At 68.0% G+C, this 25414-nt stretch carries 20 protein-coding genes; 12 read left to right on the forward strand and 8 right to left on the reverse strand.

The window, feature by feature from the left end:
- Positions 1-5 precede the first annotated feature (5 nt).
- The 3 genes from AC1MGR_RS07400 to AC1MGR_RS07410 are packed head-to-tail and all read right to left on the reverse strand — an operon-like array spanning position 6 to position 2963.
- On the reverse strand, positions 6-860 hold the full coding sequence (locus tag AC1MGR_RS07400) for a methionyl-tRNA formyltransferase (protein WP_480234166.1): 855 nt from the start codon (positions 858-860) through the stop codon (positions 6-8).
- Entirely contained in the window at positions 857-1624 is a 768-nt protein-coding gene (locus AC1MGR_RS07405) for an SDR family NAD(P)-dependent oxidoreductase (protein ID WP_108040893.1), read from the reverse strand. The genes AC1MGR_RS07400 and AC1MGR_RS07405 overlap by 4 nt, the downstream gene beginning before the upstream one ends.
- Positions 1625-1655: 31 nt before the next feature.
- Positions 1656-2963: a capsule biosynthesis protein gene (locus AC1MGR_RS07410; protein ID WP_480234167.1), complete on the reverse strand. Its 1308-nt coding sequence runs from the start codon at positions 2961-2963 to the stop codon at positions 1656-1658.
- A gap of 449 nt (positions 2964-3412) precedes the next feature.
- Between AC1MGR_RS07410 and AC1MGR_RS07415 the strand changes: the two genes are divergently transcribed.
- From AC1MGR_RS07415 to AC1MGR_RS07425, 3 genes are all read left to right on the forward strand, one after another.
- Entirely contained in the window at positions 3413-5146 is a 1734-nt protein-coding gene (locus tag AC1MGR_RS07415) for a capsular polysaccharide export protein, LipB/KpsS family (RefSeq protein WP_480234168.1), read from the forward strand.
- A gap of 8 nt (positions 5147-5154) precedes the next feature.
- Positions 5155-6642 carry an LTA synthase family protein gene (locus tag AC1MGR_RS07420; protein ID WP_480234169.1) on the forward strand — a complete coding sequence of 496 codons (1488 nt, stop codon included), beginning with the start codon at positions 5155-5157 and terminating at the stop codon, positions 6640-6642.
- Between the two features lie 265 nt (positions 6643-6907).
- Positions 6908-8080 carry a polysaccharide biosynthesis/export family protein gene (locus AC1MGR_RS07425; RefSeq protein ID WP_480234170.1) on the forward strand — a complete coding sequence of 391 codons (1173 nt, stop codon included), beginning with the start codon at positions 6908-6910 and terminating at the stop codon, positions 8078-8080.
- 59 nt (positions 8081-8139) lie between these two features.
- Here the strand turns inward: AC1MGR_RS07425 and AC1MGR_RS07430 are convergent, their stop codons facing one another.
- A complete protein-coding gene (locus AC1MGR_RS07430; RefSeq protein ID WP_108040207.1) occupies positions 8140-9321 on the reverse strand; it encodes an amidinotransferase domain-containing protein in 1182 nt (393 codons plus the stop codon).
- A 208-nt stretch (positions 9322-9529) separates the two neighbouring features.
- Between AC1MGR_RS07430 and AC1MGR_RS07435 the strand changes: the two genes are divergently transcribed.
- From AC1MGR_RS07435 to hpnK, 5 genes are all read left to right on the forward strand, one after another.
- On the forward strand, positions 9530-10618 hold the full coding sequence (locus tag AC1MGR_RS07435; protein WP_480234171.1) for a flippase-like domain-containing protein: 1089 nt from the start codon (positions 9530-9532) through the stop codon (positions 10616-10618).
- Positions 10609-11220, forward strand: a complete 612-nt coding sequence (locus AC1MGR_RS07440) for an MlaC/ttg2D family ABC transporter substrate-binding protein (protein WP_480234172.1) — start codon at positions 10609-10611, stop codon at positions 11218-11220. Before AC1MGR_RS07435 ends, AC1MGR_RS07440 begins: the two co-directional genes overlap by 10 nt.
- Positions 11221-11326: 106 nt before the next feature.
- Entirely contained in the window at positions 11327-12505 is a 1179-nt protein-coding gene (gene hpnI / locus AC1MGR_RS07445; RefSeq protein WP_480234173.1) for a bacteriohopanetetrol glucosamine biosynthesis glycosyltransferase HpnI, read from the forward strand.
- A 57-nt stretch (positions 12506-12562) separates the two neighbouring features.
- The gene (hpnJ, locus tag AC1MGR_RS07450) at positions 12563-13993 is read left to right on the forward strand and encodes a hopanoid biosynthesis associated radical SAM protein HpnJ (protein ID WP_108040213.1); all 1431 of its coding nucleotides are present in this window, start codon (positions 12563-12565) and stop codon (positions 13991-13993) included.
- 93 nt (positions 13994-14086) lie between these two features.
- Positions 14087-14923, forward strand: coding sequence for a hopanoid biosynthesis-associated protein HpnK (gene hpnK / locus AC1MGR_RS07455; protein ID WP_480234174.1), 837 nt, complete (start codon positions 14087-14089; stop codon positions 14921-14923).
- 97 nt (positions 14924-15020) lie between these two features.
- On the opposite strand, the gene AC1MGR_RS07460 is transcribed toward hpnK, so the two are convergent.
- Positions 15021-17693 carry an MMPL family transporter gene (locus tag AC1MGR_RS07460; RefSeq protein ID WP_480234743.1) on the reverse strand — a complete coding sequence of 891 codons (2673 nt, stop codon included), beginning with the start codon at positions 17691-17693 and terminating at the stop codon, positions 15021-15023.
- Positions 17694-18318: 625 nt separating this feature from the next.
- On the opposite strand from AC1MGR_RS07460, the gene hpnH reads away from it, so the two are divergent.
- On the forward strand, positions 18319-19482 hold the full coding sequence (gene hpnH / locus AC1MGR_RS07465) for an adenosyl-hopene transferase HpnH (RefSeq protein WP_108040219.1): 1164 nt from the start codon (positions 18319-18321) through the stop codon (positions 19480-19482).
- A 116-nt stretch (positions 19483-19598) separates the two neighbouring features.
- Here the strand turns inward: hpnH and AC1MGR_RS07470 are convergent, their stop codons facing one another.
- Positions 19599-20018, reverse strand: a complete 420-nt coding sequence (locus AC1MGR_RS07470) for a PilZ domain-containing protein (RefSeq protein WP_480234175.1) — start codon at positions 20016-20018, stop codon at positions 19599-19601.
- A gap of 373 nt (positions 20019-20391) precedes the next feature.
- Between AC1MGR_RS07470 and ykgO the strand changes: the two genes are divergently transcribed.
- From ykgO to AC1MGR_RS07485, 3 genes are all read left to right on the forward strand, one after another.
- Complete coding sequence (gene ykgO, locus AC1MGR_RS07475; RefSeq protein ID WP_056222898.1) at positions 20392-20517, forward strand: type B 50S ribosomal protein L36; 126 nt, start codon at positions 20392-20394, stop codon at positions 20515-20517.
- Between the two features lie 78 nt (positions 20518-20595).
- Complete coding sequence (locus AC1MGR_RS07480; RefSeq protein WP_480234176.1) at positions 20596-21201, forward strand: tetratricopeptide repeat protein; 606 nt, start codon at positions 20596-20598, stop codon at positions 21199-21201.
- A gap of 6 nt (positions 21202-21207) precedes the next feature.
- Positions 21208-22188: an alpha/beta fold hydrolase gene (locus AC1MGR_RS07485; RefSeq protein ID WP_480234177.1), complete on the forward strand. Its 981-nt coding sequence runs from the start codon at positions 21208-21210 to the stop codon at positions 22186-22188.
- 39 nt (positions 22189-22227) lie between these two features.
- On the opposite strand, the gene pyk is transcribed toward AC1MGR_RS07485, so the two are convergent.
- Together pyk and AC1MGR_RS07495 are read right to left on the reverse strand one after the other, a co-directional pair.
- Positions 22228-23664 carry a pyruvate kinase gene (gene pyk / locus AC1MGR_RS07490; protein ID WP_108040285.1) on the reverse strand — a complete coding sequence of 479 codons (1437 nt, stop codon included), beginning with the start codon at positions 23662-23664 and terminating at the stop codon, positions 22228-22230.
- Between the two features lie 768 nt (positions 23665-24432).
- Positions 24433-25350, reverse strand: a complete 918-nt coding sequence (locus tag AC1MGR_RS07495) for a LysR family transcriptional regulator (RefSeq protein ID WP_480234744.1) — start codon at positions 25348-25350, stop codon at positions 24433-24435.
- Between the last annotated feature and the right edge of the window lie 64 nt (positions 25351-25414).

The raw sequence follows: 25414 nt of genomic DNA on the forward strand, positions 1-25414 counted from the left end.
CCGGCTCAGGCCCGGGCGCTCAGCTCCAGGGCGTCCTTCAGGTCCCGCCCATCCATGAGCTTGCGGCCCCGGCGACGCAGGTCCTTGAGCAGGCCCCGGTCGGGGAACGGACAATAGGGCAGGATCGGCGCGATCGTTCCGGCGGGAAGCCGTCCGTCCGCGAGGTCCGCGAGCGCCCGGTCGAGCAGGACCCGCCCGTGCTCGTGCAGGATCACCGAGGCACGGGTCGCGGTTGTATCCTCCGGGAGGGGCACCGCCTCCTGCGCGAGGATCGCACCGGCGTCGATCGTCACGGCGAGGCGATGGATCGTCACGCCGAATTCCGGCGCCGCCTCCGCAAGTGCGTGGATCGTCGGTACCGGCCCGCGATGACGCGGCAGCAGGCCTGGATGGACGTTGAGGCCACCGAAGGGCGCACGGGTCAGGGTCGGCCCCGAGAGAATCTGGTCGAAATGGAAGGTGACGATGAGGTCGGGCGCGTACCGATCGAAGGCTTGCGCCACCGCCGGACCGTTGACGTCGTCGACCTTGAGGGTCGGAATGCCGAGGCCGCGACAGAGCGCCCTCAGCGGCGTAGCGCTGGCAGACTTACCGGCTCCCGTCAGCCGGCGTGACAGCGGCGAGAGCGGCGCGAGGAGATCCGGCAAACCGAAATTGACGCCGAGATAGGGCAGGATCGCTGGCCCGGAGCGCGCGAGGTGGCGCCGAACCTGTCCGACGAGGCCGCCCGAACTCGGGCGTTCAGCGTTCGACAGACCGACGAAGGCGATGTCCGCCGCGTGGTCGACGACGAAGCGGCGCACCGCCCGGGCGTTCGGCAGGGCCTCCAGCACGAACAGGGCGATCCGGGGTCGGGTCACCGGCCGACCCGGATCTTGAACTTGAAGCCGCTCATGCCGAGGCGCCGCAGAAATTCCGGCAGCAGCGCCGCGCCACGCGCACCAGCCGCGAGGAGCCATGGGAAGGCGACGATGTCTCGGTTCTTCTCCAAACCGCGCGCGATCCGACGCGCCGCGTCCTCGGCGCTGATCTCGAGCGGCCGCCAGCCCTGGTACTCCCCGCCCATCGCGGTCTTCACGTAGCCGGGGGTGACGACGTTGATGCGCACGCCGTGCGGCTTCAGCTTTTCCCGGAGGGCAAGGCCGTGCGCGAGCAGCGCCGCCTTGGTGCCGCTGTAGGAGGGTGCGTCGGGGAGGGGCGCGAAGGCCGCGAGGGACGAGACCAGGGCGATCTGACCACGGCCGCGGGCGCGCATCAGGGTCACGCAGGGCAGTGTGACGTTCAGGGCGCCGAGGAGGTTCACCTCCACGGTCTCGAACGCCATGGCCTCGGTCTCCACGTCCCCGCCGGGATCACCGCCGTTGATCGCTGCATTGACGATGACGAGGTCGAGGGGACGGGCACGGTCAGCGCCCTGGAGCCAGTCAGCGACGGCCGCCCGCTCGCGGATGTCGAGGCGTTGGGTCTCGACGGTGGCCCCCTTCGCACGGCACGCTTCGGCGATCGCATCCAGGCGGGTCCGGTCCCGACCCTGGAGAATCAGCGTCGTTCCGGCCCCGGCATAGTGACGGGCGAGGGCGGCGCCGATGCCGCTCGACGCTCCGGTGATCAGAATGACAGGCATCGGGACTGCTAGCGCGGCCGGCCGGACCGGATCAATAGACCGGCGCCAGTTCCTGGGGCTCGGTGTCCTCCGCCCGGATCGCCCGGGCCGCGGCCAAGGCCGCCGGTGGCAGCGCCGCCTCCAGTCGCGGGATGGTCCCGGCGATCGCCCGCTCGATGGCTGCACGGGAGAAGAAGCCGCCATTGATCTGCGAGCGGTGCAGCACGACGCGTCGGAAATCCGCCATCAACGCACCATCGGGCGGGCTCGGTGCCGTCCAGAACGAGTCGACCCCGCCCTGATGGGTGAGTCCCGGAAAGTTGTAGATCGCGTTGCCGGCGGCGCAGGTGGGTCGCCCGAGTTCGAGCGACAGCATTCCGACAGTGCTGTTGATCAGGACGACGCCGCGGCTGCCGGCGATCAAGCTGGGCAGGTCGCCGCCGTCGATGATGTCCAGGCGGTCGTTGACCCCATGCCGACGGGCCGAATGGCGGGCGTACTTGCGCCAGTTGATCAGGCCGCTGTCGAGGGGATGCAGCTTGATCAGCAGACGGGTCGGCGCGGGAGAATGGGCCGCGAAGGACGCGATGGTCCGATCCATGAAGCCTTCGACCCCCAGGAAGGGGGAATGGACGCGGATCTGGTAGTCGCTATCGAGCTGGAGCGGCAGCAGGAAGTAATCGACCCCGATCGCGGTGTAGGCCTCGTTCAGCCGTGCCGCCTCGCGCCGCGTATGGGCGCGGCGGGCGAACTTCTTGATCCAGCCGGCATATTCCACCGTGATGTGATGCGGCCGGTGGCTGCGAAAATGCGGAAAGAAGTACGGGAAACCGAAATTCGCGATGTTGTAGGCGACGTCCCAGAGGCTGCGCCTGGCCATGTCACCGCTCGACGGCATCGCGCGGCCGGGCTGTGGCAGGCGCCGCGCCGCGGCGCGGATCTCATCCGCCGTCTTCGGAAGTGCCGAGTTGCCGTTCACGCCCCCAAGCTCGCAGGTGATCCAGTTCGGCCGGAGATAGCCCTCTTCGAAAACGTGGAATCGGACGCCGAAGGGCTGGGCGGCAGCCGTGGCGGCGACATGGTAGGGCCGGCAGTCGCCGAAGAGGACGATGTCGGTCACGCCGTGCGTGCGAACGTAATCCGCGACGTAGGCGCCCCACTTGTCGAAGCGGCCCCGGTAATTGTCCGAGGGGAGGCGCCAGAACAGCCAGTCGCCGGACGAGAAATTGATCCGCCGGACCCGATGACCGCGCGCCTCGAGGGCGCGGCCCAGGTCTGCGAAGAATGGGGATGCGAGTCCCTGGAGGAAGAGGAACGTCGCCTGTCCGTCGCGTTGCATGTCTGCGCGGGGCTGAAGCATTCTCTCCGACGCCTGCTCCTGCGCCCGTTCATGCGGGCGACCCTGGACGGCCAAATCCGTCGCACGGGACTCCCATCCCAGCAATTGGGCGCTCGTAGGGCCGACGGCGATTTCCTGAGGTCTGTGCCCCCACAGCAACGCCTGACAGGCTGCGGATGCCCGGCTCAGGTCCACGATCTCCCGCGACCCATGCCCCTTGGGCGCCCGAAGGTGCTAAGGCAGCGGCCGGTTACGCCGGTTCGAAAGTGAGCATGCCCCCGACCCTGCCGTCATCCCTGTTATCCACAGGCAGGCGCGTTCGCGCGCTGCGATCCGAGATCTCGGGCGCGCTCGATGTCCCCTTCGCCGCGCGCTGGCGTCCGGGGCTGGCACCCGTGGTGTGGGATTCGGGTGTCCTCCGCGGAATTGCTGATCGATTGACACGCCCGGTGATCGTAGGGCCCGGTCCCTTGCTGTCTCCGTACGATACCCCCGGCACGGGGATGGCGAGCCTGCGCATCGCCTGCGCCGGGCGCTCTGCCGAGGGGCCGCAGATCGATGTCCAGGCGCTGGTACGTGCGCGGACTTTCGGGCGGAATCAGTTCTCCCACCGGACCGCCGGCGCCATCTCGGAGGTGTTGTCCGGCTTCGCCGGTGCGTCCCTCATCCTTGCTGAGGGTGACGTGGCCCGCTCCACGGCCCACCTTCGCGCATTCGTGCTGCGTGTGCTCGCCGCCGACCCGGACGGTACGTTTCTCGTCGCCGGCTCGGGCGGTTGCGGGAGCCTGTCGCCAAGCCCGTCGCCGCGAATGCGGGTTCTGCCGTTCCCGGTCGATCCCTGGGTGCTGTTCGAGCGGGTTCGCCGGGTCTTCATAGACGATTGGGCGACGGCCTGTGAGGCGCGCCTTGCCGGGTGCGACGTCGTCCGCCCGGGTGACGCCTCCGCTCCTCCAACGACGCACGAACTCGTGGATCTCCGCTACCGCAAAGGCATCCACTACTTCGACCCCTGGACACGGGTTCCGATCGGGTTCGCAGATTGCCTCGACCGCGTCGCATGGCTGCGCGACCGCTTCGCCGAGAACGAGACCCGGACGGTGCTGGTTGGCATCTCCGGCTGGAAGCGTCCGGTTCTCGACGCGTTCATGGTCGGTTCGCAGGGTGCGCCGATCCACACCATGACGGCGGAGGATGCCGTGGCGGCCGCGCAGGAACACAGCGCTCAGGTTCGAGTTTGGGCTACGCGCATGCCGGAGCGGTTGGGAACACTCTGCGCCGAAGCGGGCGTACCCCTCGCGCGGATCGAGGACGGATTCCTGCGTTCCGTGGGCCTCGGGGCCGGCCTCGCCCCCGGGGCCTCGATCGTCGTCGACGATCGCGGGATCTACTATGATCCGCGGACGGAGAGCCGGCTCGCGTTTCTCCTGCGCACGTCGACCTTCCCGCCGGAACTGGTCGCGCGCGCGAAGGCCCTGCGCGACCTCGTGATCGCCCGCCGCCTGACGAAGTACAATGTCGGCCTCACCGACGCGTCGGGCGATTGGCCCCGGGATCGTCGGATCGTGCTCGTCCCTGGTCAGGTCGAGGACGACGCCTCGGTGATGCACGGCTCGCCGGTGGTACGATCGAACCGCGATCTGCTGCGGGCCGCCCGCGCCCGGAATCCGGATGCCTTCCTCCTCTACAAGCCGCATCCCGACGTGGAGGCCGGGTTCCGGACCGGTGCGATCCCGGAGGCCGAAGCCCTCACCCTCGCCGACCGTATCGTCGGTGGGCTCTCCATCGTCGATCTGCTCGACCGGGCCGACCACGTGGAGACGATGACATCGCTAGCCGGCTTCGAGGCGCTGATCCGCGGCCGCTCCGTCGCGGTCCACGGGCGCCCCTTCTATGCAGGCTGGGGTTTGACGGAGGATCTGGCCCCTGGCGCGGATCGGGGTCGCCGACTCGCGCTCGACGAACTCGTGGCCGGCACCCTTCTGCTTTACCCGCTCTACCTCGATCCGGTCACCCTCAAGCCGTGCTCGGCGGAGCAACTCCTCGATCGCCTCACCGCGGCTCGCGATGCGGCCGGCCCTTCGCGTCTCGCCATGAGTCCGATGGCGATACTCACCATGCGGGTCCGCTACGCTCTGCTGAACCCCCTCATCCGACGCCTGCGCGCCAAGCGTGGCGTCGAGCGATTTCCGGAGCGCAAGCCCTGACGGCCGCGATGACCTTCCTCCTCAGCCTGACACTCGCCCTGCTGCTCGGGCTCGCCATCGAGGCCCGCGAGGGTGGGCAGGTACGACCCTTGAGCCTGCGTCCCCGTGACCTCGCGATCCGCCTCTCGGGCTACGGATGGGTGACGGCGTTCTGGTTCCAGTTCTCCTGGCGACCCTGGCTCGCCGGCTTCTCGTGTATTCTCACCATCCTGATCCTCACGGTCATCAGCCGGCTCAAGCGCAGCATCATCGGGGAACCCCTGGTGTTCAGCGACTTCGCCCTCCTGCGGCAGGTGCCGCGCCACCCGGAGCTCTACTACACCCGCCCGCTCACCGACCCCCGCATGGCCGGGCCGATCCTCGCCGGCCTGGCACTGGTCGTGGCCTGGTACGCGATCGAGCCGACAGTCCTGCCGGGCGAGCCGAGCGTCGCGATCTTGGCGATCCTGGCCCTCCCGCTCCTGCTGTACAGCAGCGTGGTCCTCTCGGGGGAGGGGAAAGCCGCCGCGGCCCTCGCGCGACTGTTCCCGGCGCCGGCGCTGGACGCCGACATCGCCCGGTTCGGACTGCCGGCCACCCTGCTCGGCTACGCGCTGCGCTGGCGCGTCCATCGCAGGACGGAACGGGGAGCCGCCCTTCCGACCCCGATCCCACGGGGCGACGCACCCGTGATCGCGGTGGTGCAGCTGGAATCCTTCCTCGATCCGGTGCGCCTCGGTGGGGAGCCCCTGCCGCTCATGGACCTCATCCGCGCGCGCGCGACCCTCCACGGACGCTTGCGGGTGCCGGCCCACGGGGCCTACACGATGCGAACCGAGCACGCGGTCCTGACCGGCTCCGATGCCGAGGATCTCGGCTTCGGCGTGTTCGACCCCTACCTCACCCATGGCGGTCACGAGCCGACGAGTCTGCCCCTGCGCGCCCGCGATGCCGGGTTCGAGACCGTCTTCGTGCACCCCTTCCACCGCGACTTCTTCAACCGCGCTGCGGTGGTGACGCGCCTCGGCTTCGATCGCCTGATCATGGAGGACGACTTCTCCGGGGCTCCCCGGGTAGGACCCTATGTGGGCGACGCGGCGTTGGCCGAACGTGTCCTGGCCGAAATCCATGGGCGCACCGGCCCCCTGTTCCTCTACGGCATCACGATGGAGAACCACGGGCCGTGGAAGCCGGGGCGGCTGCCGGGTATCGAAGACCCGCTGGCCCAATACCTGACCCATGTGCGCAACACGGGCCGGGCCGTCGAAGCCCTTCTCGCCGGATTGGAAGGCTTGTCGGCCACACTCTGCGTGTTCGGCGATCATGCCCCGGCACTTCCCAATTGCCGGCCCGGCTTCGGCGGTACCGCGACGGATTACGCCGTCTTCCGGTTCGGACCGGATGCCGACGAGGAAAGAGCACGACGCGACCTCACCGCGGCGGAGCTCGGGCGACACCTTCGTCGGCTCGTTGCGCTCTCCGGGGAGGGGGAGAGCTTGGCTTTGCCACCCTCGTGACGCATTGCTGATCGATAGGCGGCCAAACCCGGCGTCGGTCGATCGGAGCCCGGCTGGGTGCACGATCCATTAATCCGATCGCAGCGTTTTGCCGCTATCGTCCGACGCGGCCACCGCTCGGAGGCTTGTCCCGTGATCCCGGTCGCCTCGCGGACGACGTCGGGCTCCCGGCGCATCGAACACGAAGGCGTCGCCCGTGCGCCGTTGATGAAGCGGGCGTCGTCCCCGGACCGCACCTGTGCGCGGTCCGGTCAGGAGAGTAACAATGCTTCGTAAGGCGTCCCTGGCCGCCCTGACGGCCTGCCTCGTGTCGGGCTGTACCTCACTCCTTCCTGCGGCCGGACCGACGACGGGTGCGGTTGTGGATGGGGCGGACGTGTCCACGAGCGAGGGGACGTTTGCCCGCTACGAGATCGTGGACCTGTCGGCGGCCACGATCGAGGCGCTGCGCGGGCGTGCGCTGGACAGCCTGCTGGCCTCCTTCGGGGACCGGCGTCCCTCCCTCGAGCCCGTGATCGGGGTCGGCGACTACGTGGCCGTCTCGGTCTGGGAGGCGGGCTCGGGCGGTCTGTTCTCCGGCCCGCTGGTGGCCGACCGCTTCTCGGCCGGCTCCAAGTCCGCCCTCATCCCCGAGCAGGTGGTGCCCCGCGACGGGGCCATCAGCGTGCCCTATGCCGGGCGCATCCAGGTGGCCGGGCGCCGGCCCCAGGACGTGCAGGCCCTGATCGAGACCGAGCTCGCCGGCAAGGCGATCCAGCCCCAGGTGCTGGTTTCGGTGACCAAGGCGGTGTCCCAGACCGTGACCGTCACCGGCGAGGTCGTGGCCGGGGCCCGGGTGCCGCTCTCGGGCAAGGGCGACCGCCTGCTCGACGTGGTCGCCACCGCCGGGGGCGTGCGCGCGCCGGTCAACGAGACCTTCGTGCGGCTCTCGCGCGGCCCGCAGACCGCCACGGTGCCGCTGACCACGGTGGTGTCGAACCCGGCCGAGAACATCTTCCTGCGCCCGGGCGACACCCTGACCCTGGTGCGCGATCCCCAGACCTTCCTGGCGGTGGGCGCGCTGGGCAACGCCACCGAGATCCCGTTCCAGGCCGAGGGCATCACCCTCGCCCAGGCGCTCGCCAAGGCGCGCGGCCTGTCCGACTTCCAGGCCGATCCCTCGGGCACCTTCATCTTCCGCTTCGAGCCGGCCGCGGTGGTGCGCCGCCTGAAGCCGGGCAGCCCGCTGCTGGGCACCCCCCTGGTGCCGGTGGTCTACCGGATCAACATGCGCGACCCCAACAGCCTGTTCCTCACCCAGGCCTTCCGCATGCGCAACCGCGACCTCGTCTACGTCTCCAACGCCCCCTTCACCGAAGTCCAGAAGGTCCTCTCCGTCTTCTCAACCGTCACCGCGCCGGTCTCGGCAGCGGCGTCGGTCTACGGCGTCGCGCGCTGACACGAAAAAAGGGGGCGCACGCTGCGCCCCCCATCCTTCGTTCGGCGATGCGCCCGACCCTAGAAGTAGGACTTGAGCGTGCCGCGGCGGCGAACGTCGAGAGTGGCGCAGTGGAACGAACCGCCGAACGGCCCATAGGACAGGAACGGCGCCGGGATCGGATCGAAGCCCCAGTCCTTGAGGGCCTTGATCAGCGTCGGCTGGCTCGCGTCGACGACGATCTTCTTCTCGTCGAGCGCCAGCACGTTGATCGAGGTCCAGGGCGAGCACATCGAGATCTTGCTCATGAAGCCCTCGACGGGATCGGGGCGCGGCGCGATCAGTACGTCCCACTTCTTCAGGACGGCGGGCAGCTTCTCGACGTCGATGTAGTCCGGGTTGACCAGCACCTTGCCGGGCGCGAGCGGCATGAACGACGAGTCGATGTGCATCGGCTGCGGGCAGCGGCTCTCGATCTCATGAACCCGGAAGCCGGAGCCGAGGTGGCGGCGCAGCCACTCGATGCCCATCAGGTTGGTGACGTTGGAGCGCGTCACGAAGATGTCGCGCCCGCAGCGCACGAAATCGGCGGCGTCGAAGACCGGCTCGAACTCGTTGACGGTGAACTGCATCGGCTCGCCGGCCTTCAGGTTCGGCACCCGGTAGTCGTAGTTGTAGAGCTCGTCCGTAAGCTGGGGGCGGGGGGCCGACGTCCAGCGCGCGCCGTTCCGGAAGTATTCCTTGAACAGCGAACGGTAGGCATCACCCTCGAAGTACCGCGAGCGCCAGCACATCGGGCTCTCGATGATCTCGTCGCCGATCACCAGGTACGGATCGCGTGGGCAGGCGACGCAGAAGCCGCGGGAGGACCAGCGCGGGGCCTTGTACTTCCGGGAGAAGTCGAGGGAGTCGGGGCGACGGATCTTCACGCCTTCGCCGGCCAGGATCGAGATGAAGTTGTCGAGCTCCTTCTGAGCGAGCTTCTTCATGAACTTCGGGTACCGGAAACCGGACGCGAAGCGATAGAAGGGCTGGGCGGCTCGCGGAAGGTTGAAGATGACTGTCAGGTGGTGTGTCGGAATGGTCGCACCGTCAAGACTTCCGACGATGACCTCCTCCAATGGGTCCCACTCGTTCCAGGCCATGACAGGCGAGCTCGGCGCGGGATCGCGGGTCGCTCCGTAGGCGCTTCCGGCGTAACGCTCCGCCTGTGCGTCGTCGTGCACGACCTCACCAGCCGTGATGTGTGATTCGCGGTCCATCGAATTCCGTTCCCTGTCCGCCCCGACGGCTGATTCTCGGGCCTTCCGCCCTGTGCCGCTTTGGTTCTGACTGTGTCTCCGGGGTGATAGACAACGGTTCCCAAAGCTGCAACTTCCGGAGACGTTCACCGTTTCCGACGGTTTTTTCCGGTCGGAAACACGGCGGATCTAAGCTGCGACCCGCTGTGCTGCTGGCCGAAAGGGGCCCATGAAACGTCTCACGACATTGGCCCTAATCGCCGGTCTCTGCACGGTCGTCGGCCTGTTCCTGTCCTCGGGACTGGAAGACGTCGCGGCTGCTGTCGTCAGCGCCGGCTGGGGTGCCCTGATCGTGGTCGTCGCGCGCGCCTTCGCGGTGGCCTGGGCCGGTCTCGGCTGGTTCGTGATCTTTCCGGCAGCGGCGCGTCCCACCCTGTGGGACTGCATGACCCTTCGTTTCGTGCGCGAGGGCATCAACACGCTCCTTCCCGTAGCGCAGGTCGGCGGTGACTTCGTCGGGGCCCGCCTCCTGACCAAGCGTGGCGTGCCGGGCGGCATTGCCGGCGCCAGCATGTTCGTCGACCTGATGACCCAGGCGGTCACCCAGTTCCTGTTCACCGTCGCGGGCGTCCTGCTCCTCGTCTGGATCGCCGGCGATGGACCGATCGTCCGGACGGTCGCGGGCGGCCTCGCCCTCGCGGCGCCTGCCCTTGGCGCTTTCTACCTGATCCAGCGCCGGAGCGGCCACAAGGTCATCCAGGCCCTGATCAGCCGCTTTGCCGGCTCTCGTGAATGGCGAGCCCTCGGCGCCATCGATGTCCTCTACGACAGCTTGAAGCGCTTGTACGGCAACCGTGGCCGCGTCGCCGGTGGCCTGGGTATCCATCTGATCGGCTGGTTCATCGGCACGGTCGAGGTCTACGTCGCCCTGCACTTCATGGGCTACCCCGTCAGCGTCGTCGAGGCGGTGGTGATCGAGAGCCTCGCTCAGGCGGTGCGCGGTGCGGCCTTCGCGGTTCCGGGCGCCCTCGGTGCCCAGGAGGGCGGTCTCATCGCGCTCTGCGCCATCTTCGGCATCCCCGCCGAGGCGGCCCTGGCGCTCTCGCTCGTGAAGCGTCTCGCCGATCTCCTGGTGGGCGTTCCCGGCCTCTTCGCCTGGCATGCGCTGGAGGGGACCCAAGCCGTCGAGCCGGTGACTGTGGAGGCGCGGAGTGAGCCGACCCTGCGCCACGACCTGCTCGTCCCGGTGCTCGCCAATGACTTCGGCACTCGCGCCCGCGCCGACGCCGATCTGGGAGATCTCAAGAAGTGCGCCTGAATCGCGTCGTTCTCGCGGGCCTCTTGGCGGGCCTGCTGCAGCTCAGCCCGGTCGCACGCGCGGCGGACGATGCCGCGGTGGACTCGATCAGCAAGGTCTACACGACCTTCGAGATCGCCCTGAAGGAGGCGCCGAAGGACGTCGGCGCCCGTGCGGCCAACATCGGTCCTACCCTCAGCGAGACCTTCGATTTCCCGGCCATGATCCGTCTTGCCGCCGGACCGAAGTGGAAGACCTTCACGCCGGAGCAGCAGGGCGCCCTGACCGAGGCCTTCGGCCGATACTTCACCGCAACCTACGCGACACGGCTCGCGCAAGCGGCGGGCGGCAAGTTTTCGGTGAAGCCGCAGAGCGAGGTGCGCGGCCCCAACCGCGTCGTCCAGACCGAGGTCGCCAACAAGGATGGCGATACCTCCCAGGTCGATTTTCTGGTCGGTCCCGGCAACCGGGTCCAGGACGTCTACCTCAACGGGAACGTCAGCGAAGTGGCGAGCCTGCGCGGCAGTTTCGCCGAACCGCTGAAGACCGGCGGTGCCGACGGCCTGCTCACATTCATGCGCGATCGCACCACGGGGATGCTCGCCGTCAAACCAGCGCCTTAGAGTCGGGGCTTATACCCCGGACTTTGTTCCTCTCCCCGCCTTCGACGATTCGCGCCGCTCGCTATCGCGGCACTCTCACGAGACCCGTGACCGAGCGATGCCCTCCATGGACCTAACCTGGCTCTCGCACCTCCTGCCGCTGATCGCCCTAATCGGTTGCTTCTACGGCCTGACCGCGGCCGCCCTGGCGACCCGCTTTTCCCGGAAGCCGGAGCCGAACCTCGGATCGGAGGTCCCGACAGTCACGATTCTCAAGCCTCTCTGCGGGATCGAGCCGAATCTCTATGAGAACCTCGAGACGTTCTGCCAACAGGCCTATCCGGCTCCGGTCCAGATCGTTTTCGGCGTCCAGAATGCTACGGACCCGGCCATCGCGGTGATTCGCCGTCTCCAGGCGGCCTATCCGGCCGCACGTCTCGATCTCGTCATCGACGCCCGCCAACACGGTTCGAACCGCAAGGTCTCGAACCTCATCAACATGTCGGCCCGGATCGCCCATGACGTCGTCGTCCTTGCCGACAGCGACATGGTGGTGAAGCCGGATTACCTTGCGCGTGTTGTCGCTGCGTTGAGCCAGTCGGGCGTGAGTGGCGTGACCTGCCTTTATCACGGCGTGCCGGCGCACCGCGGTATCTGGGCTCACCTCTCGGCACTCGCCATCGACGTTCAGTTCCTCCCTAACGTGGTGATGGGTACGTCCCTCGGCCTCGCCAACCCGTGCTTCGGCTCGACCATCGCCTTCAGCACGACGGCACTCGCCGAGATCGGCGGCTTCGAGGCGTTCCGCGACGACCTCGCCGACGACTATGCCATCGGCGAGGCCCTGCGTACGCAGGGCGGTGTCGTTGCGATCCCGAGCTTCACCATCGGGCACACCTGCGTCGACACCGACCTTGCCAGCCTGTGGAGTCATGAGCTGCGCTGGAATCGCACCATTCGGAACGTCGATCCTGCCGGTTACGCCGGTTCGTTCGTCACGCATGCGTTCCCGCTGGCCTTGATCGGAGCACTGATTCCCGGCGCCGGAACCACTGCGCTCGCGGTTGCGGCCTTCGCGCTCGCCTGCCGCATCGTCCTATGCGTCCGGCTGGAACGCGCCTTCGGTCTCGCGCCGCACCCCTACTGGCTGTTGCCGATACGTGACATCCTCTCCTTCATGAACTTCACCTGGAGCTTCGTCTCAGGTGCGGTGACATGGAAGGGCCATGATTATCGCGTGGTTGCAGACGGTACCTTGATCCCCGAGACGACGCTCGGCCGCGATGCTGGTGCATCGTCGCTCTGACCTTCGTTTCGACCCTCGTCTCATCTTTCCCTTGATCTCGCTGAGGCCTTGAACCCCATGCGCACCCTCTTCCTGCAGGCCCCCACCTTCGACGGCTTCGACGGCGGCGCCGGCTCCCGCTATCAGGCCAAGCGCGAGATCAAGTCGTTCTGGTATCCGACCTGGCTCGCACAGCCGGCCGCCCTGGTGCCGAATTCGAAGCTGATCGACGCTCCGCCGCACAACATCAAGCTCGAAGAGATCGTCGCACAGGCGAACGACTTCGACCTCGTGGTGCTTCATACCTCAGTGCCGTCGTTCAAGTCCGACGTGAAGACCGTCGAGGCTCTCAAAGCCGCCAACCCGAAGCTCATCGCGGGCCTGATCGGCGCGAAGGTGGCGGTGGACGCGGCCGGTTCCATGGCGCAGGCCCCCTGCATCGATTTCTGCGCCCGCAACGAGTTCGACTTCACCGTCAAGGAAGTCGCCGACGGCACCCCGATGTCCGAGATCAAGGGCCTGTCCTATCGCGATGCCAACGGCACCGTGGTCCATAACGAGGACCGCGAGATCATGACCGACATGGACCAGCTTCCGTTCGTGACCTCGGTCTACAAGCGCGATCTCGAGATGGAGAAGTACTTCATCGGATACCTGAAGCACCCCTATATCTCGTTCTACTCAGGCCGTGGCTGCAAGTCGCGCTGCACCTTCTGCCTCTGGCCGCAGACGGTCGGCGGCCACACCTACCGCACCCGCTCGGTCGCGCACGTGATCGAGGAGATCAAGTACTGCTTGAAGGAGTTCCCGCAGACGAAGGAGTTCTTCTTCGACGACGACACCTTCACCGACAATCTGCCGCGCGCCGAGGAGATCGCACGTGAGCTCGGTAAGCTCGGCGTTACCTGGTCGTGCAACGCCAAGGCGAACGTCCCCCGCGAAACCCTGAAAGTCTTGAAGGACAACGGTCTGCGCCTGCTGCTGGTCGGCTACGAGTCCGGCAACCAGAAGATCCTGAACAACATCAAGAAGGGCATGCGCGTCGAGGTGGCCGAGAAGTTCACCAAGGACTGCCACGACCTTGGCATCGCCATCCACGGGACCTTCATCGTCGGACTCCCCGGGGAGACCAAGGAGACGATCCAGGAGACGATCGCCTTCGCCAAGCGCATCAACCCGCACACGATCCAGGTCTCCCTGGCGGCGCCCTATCCCGGCACGTTCCTCTACAAGCAGGCCGTCGAGAACGGCTGGCTCGACGTCGAGAATGCCGAGCTCGTCGACGAGAACGGCGTGCAGATCGCGCCGCTGCACTACCCGCACCTGTCGCACACGGAAATCTTCGCGGCGGTCGAGGAGTTCTACAAGAAGTTCTACTTCCGCGCGCCCAAGATCGCCTCGATCGTCTCCGAGATGGTTCGCTCGCCCGACATGATGAAGCGCCGTCTGCGCGAGGGCGTGGAGTTCTACCGCTTCCTCAAGGAGCGTCAGACCAGCGCCGCCGCCTGAGGGCGACGACTCATTGAACTGGGGCGGCCGGGCTGGAAAGCCCGGCCGTTTCGCGTTTAAGGGCACAGGATTACCGCCAACCGGAGCAGCATTGTGAAGCGATTGGTCGTCACGGCCGACGATTTCGGCCTTAGCCTTGAGGTCAACGAAGCGGTGGAACAGGCCCACCGCGACGGTATCCTCACCGCCGCGAGCCTGATGGTCTCGGCGCCGGCCGCCGCCGATGCGGTGGCACGGGCCAAGCGCCTGCCGTCGCTGCGGGTCGGGCTGCATCTCGTCATGGTGGAGGCTTGGCCGACCCTATCGGCGGCGGAACTGCCGGATCTCGTCGGGGCGAACGGTCTGATTCGCAGCGATATGGGCCGGCTCGGTCTCGACTTCGCCCTGAAGGCTTCCGCACGACGTCAGCTTGCCGCCGAGATCGAAGCGCAGTTCAAGGCCTACGGGGCGACGGGCCTGCCGCTCGACCACGTCAACGCCCACAAGCATTTCCACGTGCATCCGCTGATCGCTGGGCTCGTCCTCGCCGCCGGCGCGCGACACGGCATGCGGGCGATCCGGGTGCCGCGGGAGACCCGCGCTGTACTTCGGGCGGCCGAGCCGGGCACGGCCGCGAAGGCGGCCCTCGATACGGCGCCCTGGGCCGCGCTCCTCGCGGTCCGCGCGCGCCAGGCCGGCCTCCTGATCCCCGACCGGACGCTGGGTCTCGCTTGGTCGGGCGCAATGACGCCGGCCCGGGTGGCAGGCCTCCTGGAACATCTGCCGGACGGTCTCACCGAACTCTATACCCATCCGGCGACGGGGGCCGGGTTCGCCGGTGAGGCTCCGGGTTATGCCTATGCGGTCGAGCGCGATGCCCTCATCGCTCCGGCGAGCTTGGCGGCCGTCGCCGGGATCCCGCGCGGTGGGTTCTCGGATTTTATAGACTGACGGTTCGAACGTTTCTGCGGCGATCGGGTGATCGGATCGAAAAACGGGCACGGATCAAATCCGCGCCCGTTTTTATGTCTGCTCCCGGAGCGCCGGCTTACTTCGCCGGCACCGCTTCGGCGGCGTGAGGCCGCGCGGCCGGCGGGAGGGCCGCGTCGCCTTCCGGACGCTTCGGATCGGGATGCTTCGGCGGCGGGCCGAGGAAGGCCGGGACCACGAAGAACGCCGCCACCAGGGTGAAGAACAGCGACAGGGCAAGGAGTTTGCCCATGCTGGCCGTGCCCGGATGGCTGGAGAGCACCAGCGAGCCGAAGGCGGTGCCGGTGGTCAGGGCCGAGAAGAAGATCGCCCGCGTCAGGCTGGAAGCCAGCATGTCGGTCACGCCGGCCCGCCAGGCGATGACGTAGTAGATGTGGAAGGCGACGCCGACGGCGAGCATGAGCGGCATCGCGATGATGTTGGCGAAGTTCAACGGCATGCCGACGATGTGCAGCGCCATCAGCGTCCAAAGGGTCGCCAGCACCAGGGGGCCAAGGGTCATTGCCACGTCCCAAGGCTTCCGCAACGCCACCGAAAGGATGATGAAGATCAGCACCAGGGCGGTGATGGCGGCCTGCAGGAACGCGCCGAGGATGGTGTAGCTCGACGAGGTCGTCGCGACGGGAGCGCCGGTCGAGTGTGGCGCGACGCTCTGCACCTCCTTCGCGAAGTTTCGCAGCACACGGTTGTCGTTGGCATCACCGCTCGGATGGACCTCGATCCGCGAGCGGCCATCGGCGGCAACCCACTCGGCCTTCAACTTTGGCGGGAGGTTGTCGAGCGTGACCTTCTCAGGGTTCAGGAGGCCGGACAGACGGGTCAGCAGCGTTTTCAGGTCGGTGGTGAGTGCAACGCTGGCGGCCTCGCGGGTGCCGACCGGTGCGGCGGCAAGCTTGTCGAGATCGGTGGCAAGCTCGCCCGCCGCCTTCGCCCCGGGGGCATCCGAGCCGGACGCGATGCCCCGCAGGGCCGTGACGGCCTCCTTGATTGCCTTGACGTTGTCCGCATCCGTGGGCGGCGGTGGCTTGCGGCCCGGATTCAGTACCGGTCCAAGGAGCTGCGCCGTCTCCGCGATGGTGGCGAGCTTCTGGTCCTGATCCGGCGGCACGAAGGTGTTGATGTCGATTACCTTGGCCACCGACTTCAGCTTCGTAAGTTTGTCAGCCAGGGCCGGCACCGCCTCGACGGAGGGCGCCATCACGTCGATGATGTTGGGGCTCGTCGCCGGATCCTTGATCAGGTCGAGATAGGTCGAAATCGACTCCACCTTCGGGCTGCGCAGGTGCATCGGGTTCGAATCGAACGGCAGCTTGAACAGGAGCGGGATGCCCGCCAGCGTGATGAGGCCGACACCGATGAGGATCGGTTTGCGGTTGCGAATGATCCACGGGTCGACCCCGGCGAGCCAGGTCGTCTCCACCGCCTCACGCTCGCCCTTTGGCCTGAACACCGCGATGAGTGCGGGCAGCAGGGTGAGGGCGAACAGGTAGGCCACAATCATGCCGACGCCGGCGATCAGGCCGAGTTCGGAGACGCCGCGGAATGCGGTGGGCAGAAAAGCGAAGAATCCCGCGATGAGCGAGATCGCCGCCAGGGTCAGGGACCAGCCGACGCCGTGGGCCGCTGCCCGCATGGCCGAGAGGAGGTCGGGCTGCTCGAAGCGGTCGGCGCGGTAGCGCACCGCGAACTGGATGCCGAAATCGATGCCGAGACCGACGAAGAGTGCGGCGAACGCCACCGAGATCGGATTCAGCTCGCCCACCATCAGAAGGCCCAGGCCGGCGGTGACGATGAGGCCCGCAAAAGTGGTGATCAACACGGCGCCGATCAGCGGAGCGGAGCGAAGGGCGAGCCAGAGGAACAGGACGATCGCACCGACGGTGACGCTGTAGTTCAGCAGCGCATCTTCGGAGAGGGTTGCGAATTCGTCGTCGGCCACGGCCACGGGCCCGGTCAGCCGCATGCGCGGAGCGCCGGCGATTTCGGGACCGCCGAGGGTGTTGATCTTCAGATCGGAGGCGACCTTGCGCACCACCTCAGTGGCGTTCGCGCCCGGCTGCAGGGCGTTGTAGTCCAGCACGGGCTGGATCATCACGAACTTGCGCAGATCGGTGCTCTGGGTCTGCCCGTTCGACAGCAGCATCTGCCAGGACATCCGGGCCGGCTCGCCGGCCAGCACCTTGCGCAGGGTCGCGTCGATCTGCGTCATCGGCCGCTCGAGGTCCTCGAGCTTGGCATCGCCACTCTTGATCCCGCGTGCGCCGAGACCCAGGACCCGCATGATGCCGCGCAGGGACGGATCCGCTGCCAGCGGACCCAGAAGGCCCTGCTGCTGGACGAGCTGCTCGGTGGTCTTGGTCAGCTCCTCCTGCGACATCAGCAGGAAGCCGTTTTTCTCGTAGAAGGCACCGCCGTCCGGACGGTAGACCGACTCGATCATGTCCTTGTGGCTGGCGAGGGCCGCCGAGAATTCAGCCGCCGCCTCCTCGGCCTCCTCGGGCGTCTTGCCATCGATGACGGCGACCAGAGTGCCGGTGCGTTGCGGGAAGGCCTTCTCGTAGTTGATCTCGTCCTGGCGCCAGGGCACATCCTTGTCGATCAACCGCTCCACGTCGGTATTGATCTTGAAGAGGTGGGCCGCCACACCGGCACTTGCGACGGTGACGAGTGCGACGAGAGCTATGACCAACCAGCGACGCTGGACGGAAAACGCGACGAGCCGTTCGATCACGAGTATCCTACCTGCCTGAGCGATCCGATTGCCGCCCGGCCGCGCCATGGTTCGGCGCCGAGGCCGGTCCGGCCACGGGACGGGAATCGATCTGTCTGAGTGACGCCGGTTATCACCTGTTGGTGCAAAACCCGAATCCGGCGCACGAACGGGGTCGCGAGCGGCTGTAGAGCGACGATACTGCGGTTCATCGAGCGAATCGCATGGCTCACACGAATTTGCTTCACTAAGGCGCTCACGTAGCGACCAAAGATCTGTATTGCAACGCGAACGGATCGATTGGCCCCGGGTTCGTCCGAGCGTGCGGTTTCGCACCGCACTTTTCCGGCGTGCAAGCTTTGGTGATTGGCCAGGAGTGCGGCGAACTGCCAAGCTGCGGCCCTGGCATGCAATCAAGGACTAGGAATAAGCGCTTCTGGCGGGGTTAAATGCCGTCGGAGCATTTCGGCCGACCAAAGGATCCGCGCCTGTGTCTGTGGCCGGATTGTTTCAGCGCCGAGAGAACGTGCGCGAACGGCACCCATTTGGAGCCTTTCGGATTGGTTCCAGTCTAGCTCGCTGGAATTTGGCCTTTTTTCACGCTAAGCAGCCCGATACATCGGGGCCAACAACAAGGAGCCGCGTCTTGGGCATCCCTATCCGGTACGTCGCGAAGATTGGCGGCTACATCCTGAAGCAGCACCTCACCGGTCGCAAGCGCTACCCGCTTGTGATGATGATGGAGCCGCTGTTCCGCTGCAATCTTGCCTGCGCCGGCTGCGGAAAGATCGATTACCCGGACGAGATCCTGAACAAGCGGCTGCCTGTCGCCGACGCCCTGGAATCCGTCCGCGAGTGCGGTGCGCCGGTGGTGGTGATCGCCGGCGGCGAGCCGCTGCTGCACAAGGACCTTCCCCAGATCGTCGAGGGCATCATCGCGCAGAAGAAGTTCGCGATCGTCTGCACGAATGCGCTTCTGCTCGAGAAGAAGATCAAGGAGTACAAGCCGAGCCCGTACTTCACCTGGTCGATCCATCTCGATGGCGACAAGGAGATGCACGACCAGTCGGTGTGTCAGCGCGGCGTCTACGACAAGGCCGTGGCGGCAATCGCGAAGGCCAAGGAGATGGGCTTCCGCGTCACCATCAACTGCACCTTCTTCAACAACTCGTCCGCCGACAAGATCGCCGACTTCTTCGACAGCGTCACGAAGATGGGCATCGACGGGATTACAGTCTCGCCGGGCTACGCCTATGAGCGTGCGCCGGACCAGAAGCACTTCCTGAACCGCAAGGCCACGAAGGAGCTCTTCCGCGGCGTGTTCCGGCACGGCAAGGAGAAGGGCCGCGAGAAGTGGACCTTCCAGCAGTCGGGCCTGTTCCTGGACTTCCTCGCCGGCAACCAGACCTACCACTGCACCCCCTGGGGCAACCCGACCCGCACCGTGTTCGGCTGGCAGAAGCCCTGCTACCTGCTCGGCGAAGGCTACGCGGCGACCTTCAAGGAACTGATGGAGGAGACCGACTGGGACTCCTACGGCACCGGCAACTACGAGAAGTGCGCCGACTGCATGGTCCACTCGGGCTACGAGGCCTCTTCGGTCGTCGACTCCGTCAAGAAGCCGTGGAAGCCCCTGGTTCACGCCATTCGCGGCATCAAGACCGAGGGTACCATGGCCCCCGAGGTCAGCCTGGAGAACCAACGTCCGGCCGAGTTCGTGTTCTCACGCAACGTCGCCCAGAAGCTCTCCGAGATCAAAGCCTCGGGCGTCGACACCAAGCGCGAAGCCCGCAACCGCAGCGCCGCCTGAGATCAGTTCGGCCCGGCTACTGGTGAACGACAAACCCCGCTCTGCTCCGGCAGGGCGGGGTTTTTTTGTCGTTCGCGGGCTTGCACGCGGGTGATGGGTTGCCGCGCCGGACGGCCTCAGAAAGCCGAGATGCCGCGCTTCCGGGAGGGGACACCGATTCCGCCGCCGTCGACCTCCACCGGCGTTGGGGCGTCCGTCGACGTCGCTGGGGCCGGAGCCGTCGTTGTCGTGACGGGTGCGGCGGCCGGCAGCTTGCCCACGCGCTCGATGCGCACACCGACATAGTCGCCGCGACGCCAGGCGATCCGGACGAGGCACAGGAAATCTCGCCCGATGATCCGCAGCATGAAGACGGGCGGCAGCACCTGATTCGCGCCGACACAGATCCGCGCGCCCGATTTCGAGACATCCTTCACACTGCAAGGAATTTCGGTGCCGTCCCGGAAACGGATGGTCGCGATCCAATTGGTTGGACTGCGCTCCTCACGACGCTGAATCGGCGTCGGTGTTTCGGGTTGCTCCATGCCGGTCGTCATGGGTTCTATCTCCGCGCCCCACGCGCGTTTCCGAAGACATAGCGGAGAGAATCTTTACAGACGCATATCGCTCTCCGCGCAATCCGACCTCGGCGAGGGGGTGTTGCACTAAAATCGTTCATGACCGGGCGTCGCGGTCCGGGCGGTGGGCCGACGGCCGTCCTCGATCCGGTCTCCGTGCAACGCGAAGACCCCCTTCCGGCAAAGCTTCGGTCCGGAATGGGGCGGGACGCCTTGCCTTGCCGGCGCGAATCCTGATAAGGCAACCGCCTTTCCGCGATGCATCGACACATCGCCGAGGCCGCCGTCAGGTGCCTCGTTCCCGAGACCCTATGGACAGGCGGCGGGCCCGTTCCCGACCGACGTGAGACCGATGAAGATTCGCAACTCCCTCAAGTCCCTCCGTGGCCGTCACCGCGACAACCAGATCGTGCGTCGCAAGGGCCGCGTCTACGTCATCAACAAGACCCAGAAGCGCTTCAAGGCGCGCCAGGGCTGAGGCCTACGGGGTGCTTGGCCGCGAGACGCGGCAAGCGCGCACGTTGACGTCGCGATCCGGGGCGAGGAAGCTCCGCCCATGTCGCGACCCTCACCCCATCGATCCTGCCTGAAAGCCGCGCTCGTCGCGGCTTTCTGCGTTTCCCTCGCGCCCGCCGCAGGTGCCCGGCCGGCGCCGGAGGCGCAGCCGGCGAAGAAGGCGCAGCCACTCACGCTCGACGACCTCTACGGGCGCCTGAAGGCGGCGGGTGACGATGCCGAGGCGAAGGGCATCTCGCGCTTGATCGAGCAGCGCCTCGGCCGGTCCGGCAGCGCCACGGCCGATCTGCTCACCGAGCGGGCGCGGCAGGCGATGTCCAGCCAGGATCTTCCCCTGGCGATCGAGCTGATGGACCGGGCGACGACCCTGGAGCCCGGCTGGTCGGAGGGCTGGAACCGGCGCGCGACGGTGTTCTGGATGCTGTCGGACTCCTCCGCGGCGATCGCGGACCTGCAGCGTACCCTCGTGCTGGAACCCCGGCACTACGAGGCCTGGGCAGCCCTCGGCCGGATCTACCAGACCCTCGACGACAAGCGCCGCGCCCTGGAGGCGTTCCGCCGGGCGGCGGCACTGTATCCCCGGATGGACCGGCTTCAGCAGGCCATCGACCGGCTGTCGCCGGACGTCGACGGCCGCGACCTGTAGCCGATCATGCTTCTCTTCAAGCTGATCACCGGCCTGCTGGCCGGCGGGGTCGTCCTCGCGCTGGTCGCGGCGGGCGTGACGCTGCTGATCGCGGCGCGGATCGATGCGCGCTATCCGCCGGCGGGACCGTTCGCCACGGTGAACGGCGGGCGCATCGGCACGATCCAGGCCGGCCCGAATCCCTCGCCGCGCGGCACCGTCGTGCTGCTGCACGGCGCCTCGGCCAACGCGGCCGACCCGATGACGGATCTCGGCCGCCGCCTCGCCGGCGCGGGGTTCCGCGTCGTGTCCCTCGACCGGCCGGGCTTCGGCTGGAGCGACCGCCTGACCGGCGCCGCCATGGCCACCCCGAAGGCCCAGGCCGCGGCGATCGCCGAGGCCCTGCGGGACCTCGGTATCGGGCCCGCCCTCATCGTCGGCCATTCCTGGGCCGGCGCGCTGGCCGCCGCGCTCGCCCTCGATCACCCCGAACGGGTCGCCGGCCTCGTCCTGCTGGCGCCGGCGGCGATGCCGCTGCCCGCGCTCGGCCCGATCCCCTGGTACTACCGCCTCGCCCTGGTCCCGCCGGTGACCTGGCTCCTCAGCCGGACGGTGGCAACGCCCATCGGGCTCTACTACCTGAAGCCGGCGGGCCGGTCGGTGTTCCGGCCCCAGGAGGCTCCGGCCGGCTACCTCGAGTCGAGCCGGGCCGCCCTGGTCCTGCGCCCGGGCACCATGCTCGCCAACGTCCAGGACCTGATGGCGCTGCCGGAGGCCCTGAAGCAGCAGAGCGCCGCCTACGACCGCATCGCCGCGCCGACCGTCATCATCACGGGCGACCGCGACGCGATCGTCCCGGCGGAGCGGCACGCCAGGCCGCTGGCGCGCCTGATCCCGGGGGCGCGGCTCGTGGTCCTGCCCGGCATCGGCCACATGGTCCACGTCGTCGCCACGGACGCCGTGGTCGACGCGATCGAGCGCCTCGCCGAATCACGCCCCGGTCCCTGAGGCGCGTCCGGGGCCGGGCCCGGACGCGCTCCGGGCGGGTCAGGCCTTGGCCGCGTGCTCGCGGGTGACGAAGGCGATGCGCACGAGGTTGGTCGCGCCGGGCGTCCCGAAGGGCACGCCCGCCACCACGATGATGCGGCCGCCGATCTCGGCGAAGTTCTCGCGCACCGCGAATTTCGCCGCCCGGAACGCCATGTCGTCCACGTCGCTGGCGTCCTTGGTGACGATCGGGTGCGTGCCCCAGCACATCGCGAGGCGCCGCGCCGTCTCGCGCTTCGGGGTCAGCGCGATGATCGTCGCGTTGGGCCGCGAGCGGGCGAGGCGCAGGGCGGTGGAGCCGGAATGCGTCCAGGCCATGATGGCCGTGAGGTTGAGGGCATCGACCATCTGGTGCGCCGCCGCCGCGATGGCGTCGGAGGCGGTGGCGTCGGGCTCGGAGCGCTGGGCCGTGAGGATGGTCCAGTAGAGGGCGTCGCGCTCCACCTGCTCGGCGATGCGGCTCATCATCGAGATGGCCTCGATCGGGAAGGTGCCGGAGGCGCTCTCGGCCGAGAGCATCACCGCATCCGCGCCCTCGTAGACGGCGGTGGCGACGTCCGAGACCTCGGCGCGGGTCGGCACCGGGGCGGTGATCATCGATTCGAGCATCTGGGTCGCGACCACGACCGGCTTGCCCATGCGGCGCGAGGCACGGGTGATGCGCTTCTGCACGCCGGGCACCTGCTCCAGGGGCATTTCCACGCCCAGGTCGCCACGGGCCACCATCAGGCCGTCGGAGATCTCGATGATCTCCTCCAGGCGGGTCAGGGCCTGGGGCTTCTCGATCTTGGCCATCACGAGGGCGCGGCCGGCCGCGACCTTCTTCACCTCGGCCACGTCCTCGGGACGCTGCACGAAGGAGACGGCGATCCAGTCGGCGCCCGCCGCGAGGCCGGCCTCGAGGTCGCCCCGGTCCTTCTCGGTCATGGCGGCCACGGGAATCACGGTGTCGGGCAGGGAGACGCCCTTGCGGTTCGAGATACGGCCGCCGACCTCGACGCGGGTCACGGCCCGGCCCTCGGAGACCTCGGTCACGGTCAGCCGCAGCTTGCCGTCGTCGATGATGACCACGTGGCCGGGCTCCAGGGCCGAGAGGATCTCCGGGTGGGGCAGGTAGACCCGCGAGACGTCGCCGGGGGTCGGGTCGCTGTCGAGGACGAAGGTGGCGCCGTTCTCCAGGATGGCGGCGCCCTCCGCGAAGGCGGCCACGCGCAGCTTCGGCCCCTGAAGGTCGACGAGGATCGCGATCGGGTGCTTCAGCTCGCGCTCGATCGTGCGGATGACCTCGATCTTCTCCGGCAGCTTTTCGCGGGGCAGGTGGCTCATGTTGAGACGGAAGACGTCCGCGCCGGCGCGAAACAGCTTCTCGATCATCTCCGGCGTGTCGGAGGCCGGGCCCAGGGTCGCGATGATCTTCGTGCGGCGTGAACGTTTCAAGGCTGTCTCCATCCCCAGAGTGGGCTCCGCCGGCTTCGAAACGACCGGATCTTGAGCGAAGGGCCACAAGCACCGAAGCGGCCGGGAGGTCAAGAACGCCGCGCCGGCCCGCGCCGGGCAGGATCGGGGCGATGCAGCCAGCACATGGGCGGGCGAAGCCAGACCCGTCCACGCATGGCGACGCGGCCCGCCGCCGTTTCCGGCGCGGGGGATCGATGGTGGGAGACGCGGGACGCCGCGAAACCACGAGAACAGAATGTATGCCGGTCCCCCGGCGTCCCTGGGCCCGGCCCCGGAGGCCCGAACCCGTCACGTCACGGCGTCTGTCTACGGCGCCGGCGACTCGGCTTGTGGCGGCCCTCCTCCGGTGCCCCGATCCCTCGCGGGATCGACGGCCCCGGCGGCCGGCTGATCATGGCTCACGGCCCCGGACCCGCCTCGTAGTGGGCGGGCCGTCCGTTGTCTGGGGGTGACCCAGGGAGCGGGCCGCCGGAGCGGCCCCCTGCCGGAACACCTTGCGTCGCGCGGTGCGGCCCGGGGCGATGGCGAAACCGGGCCATCGACGCGGGCGCCGTCTCCTCCTCCCAAACCCGCCGACCCGGTCCGCCGGCGGGCCTCCCATCGGGGGAGGCGAGTGATGGCAAGAGATCACATAATAGGAATATTGTCAAGGTCATTCCAGTGCCGCAGGGCTGACGTTATGGTTGCGGCGACTGAGGCGATGATGCCGGCCCGTAGAAAGCGAATCGCTCCCACCCATCGGGGAGCTCAAAGGGTCTCTCGGGCGTCTTCTTCGCCGCGGCCACGCCAGCGGAGCGCATCCGCGAGGGCGCGCAGGGCAGGGGGGATCTGCCGGCTGGGATAATAGAGGTGGCAGCCCGGAAACGGTGGGCACCACGCGTCCAGCACCCGCACCAGCCGTCCGCTCGCGAGATCGGCCGCGACGTCGGATTCCAGCATGTAGCCGAGGCCCGCGCCGGCCCGGATCGCAGCCGCCGCCAGCGCGCCGTCGTTCACCACGAACTGTCCGCCCGTTCGCAGGCGGATCTCGCGGTCGGCCTGCGTGAACTCCCAGGGCAGGAGCCCGCCGCCGCTCAGCCGGTAGGAGACGCAGTTATGGGCCTCGAGGTCGGCGGGGGTGGCGGGGACGGGATGACGGGCGAAGTAGTCCGGTGTGCCGACCACCACCGTGCGCAGGTCGGGACCGACCCGCAGCGCCACCATGTCCCCCTCGACCGTTTCGCCGAAGCGGATGCCCGCATCGAAGCCTGCGGCGACCAGATCGGTCAGGCGGTCATCGACCACGACTTCCACCGAGACGGCGGGATGGTCGAGCAGGAAGCGCGGCAGCGTCGGCTCGAGGATCGTGCGCGCGGCATAGGCGAAGGTAGTCAGCCGGATGGTTCCGGACGGCTCGCTCCGCCAGTCGGCCAGCGCCGCGAGCCCGCGGCCGACCTCCTCCAGCGCCGGATTCAGCGATCGGAGCAGCCGTTCGCCGGCCGGCGTCGTGGCGACGCTCCGGGTCGTGCGGGCGAGGAGCCGCACGCCGAGCCGGGCCTCGAGCCCACGCAGGGCGTGGCTCAGGGCCGAGGGCGACAGGCCCCGTTCGGCGGCCGCGCGGGTGAAGCTGCGGGTCCGCGCCACGGCCGCGAAGGCCGCGAGATCGTCGAGGTCTCCGCGCCGAATTGCTGAACCCCGCTCACAGACCCTTCCCGGCACGGGAGGCTAATCGCCCCTGCAAAGCCGCGCT

This window comes from Methylobacterium sp. BI1 (assembly GCF_056680125.1).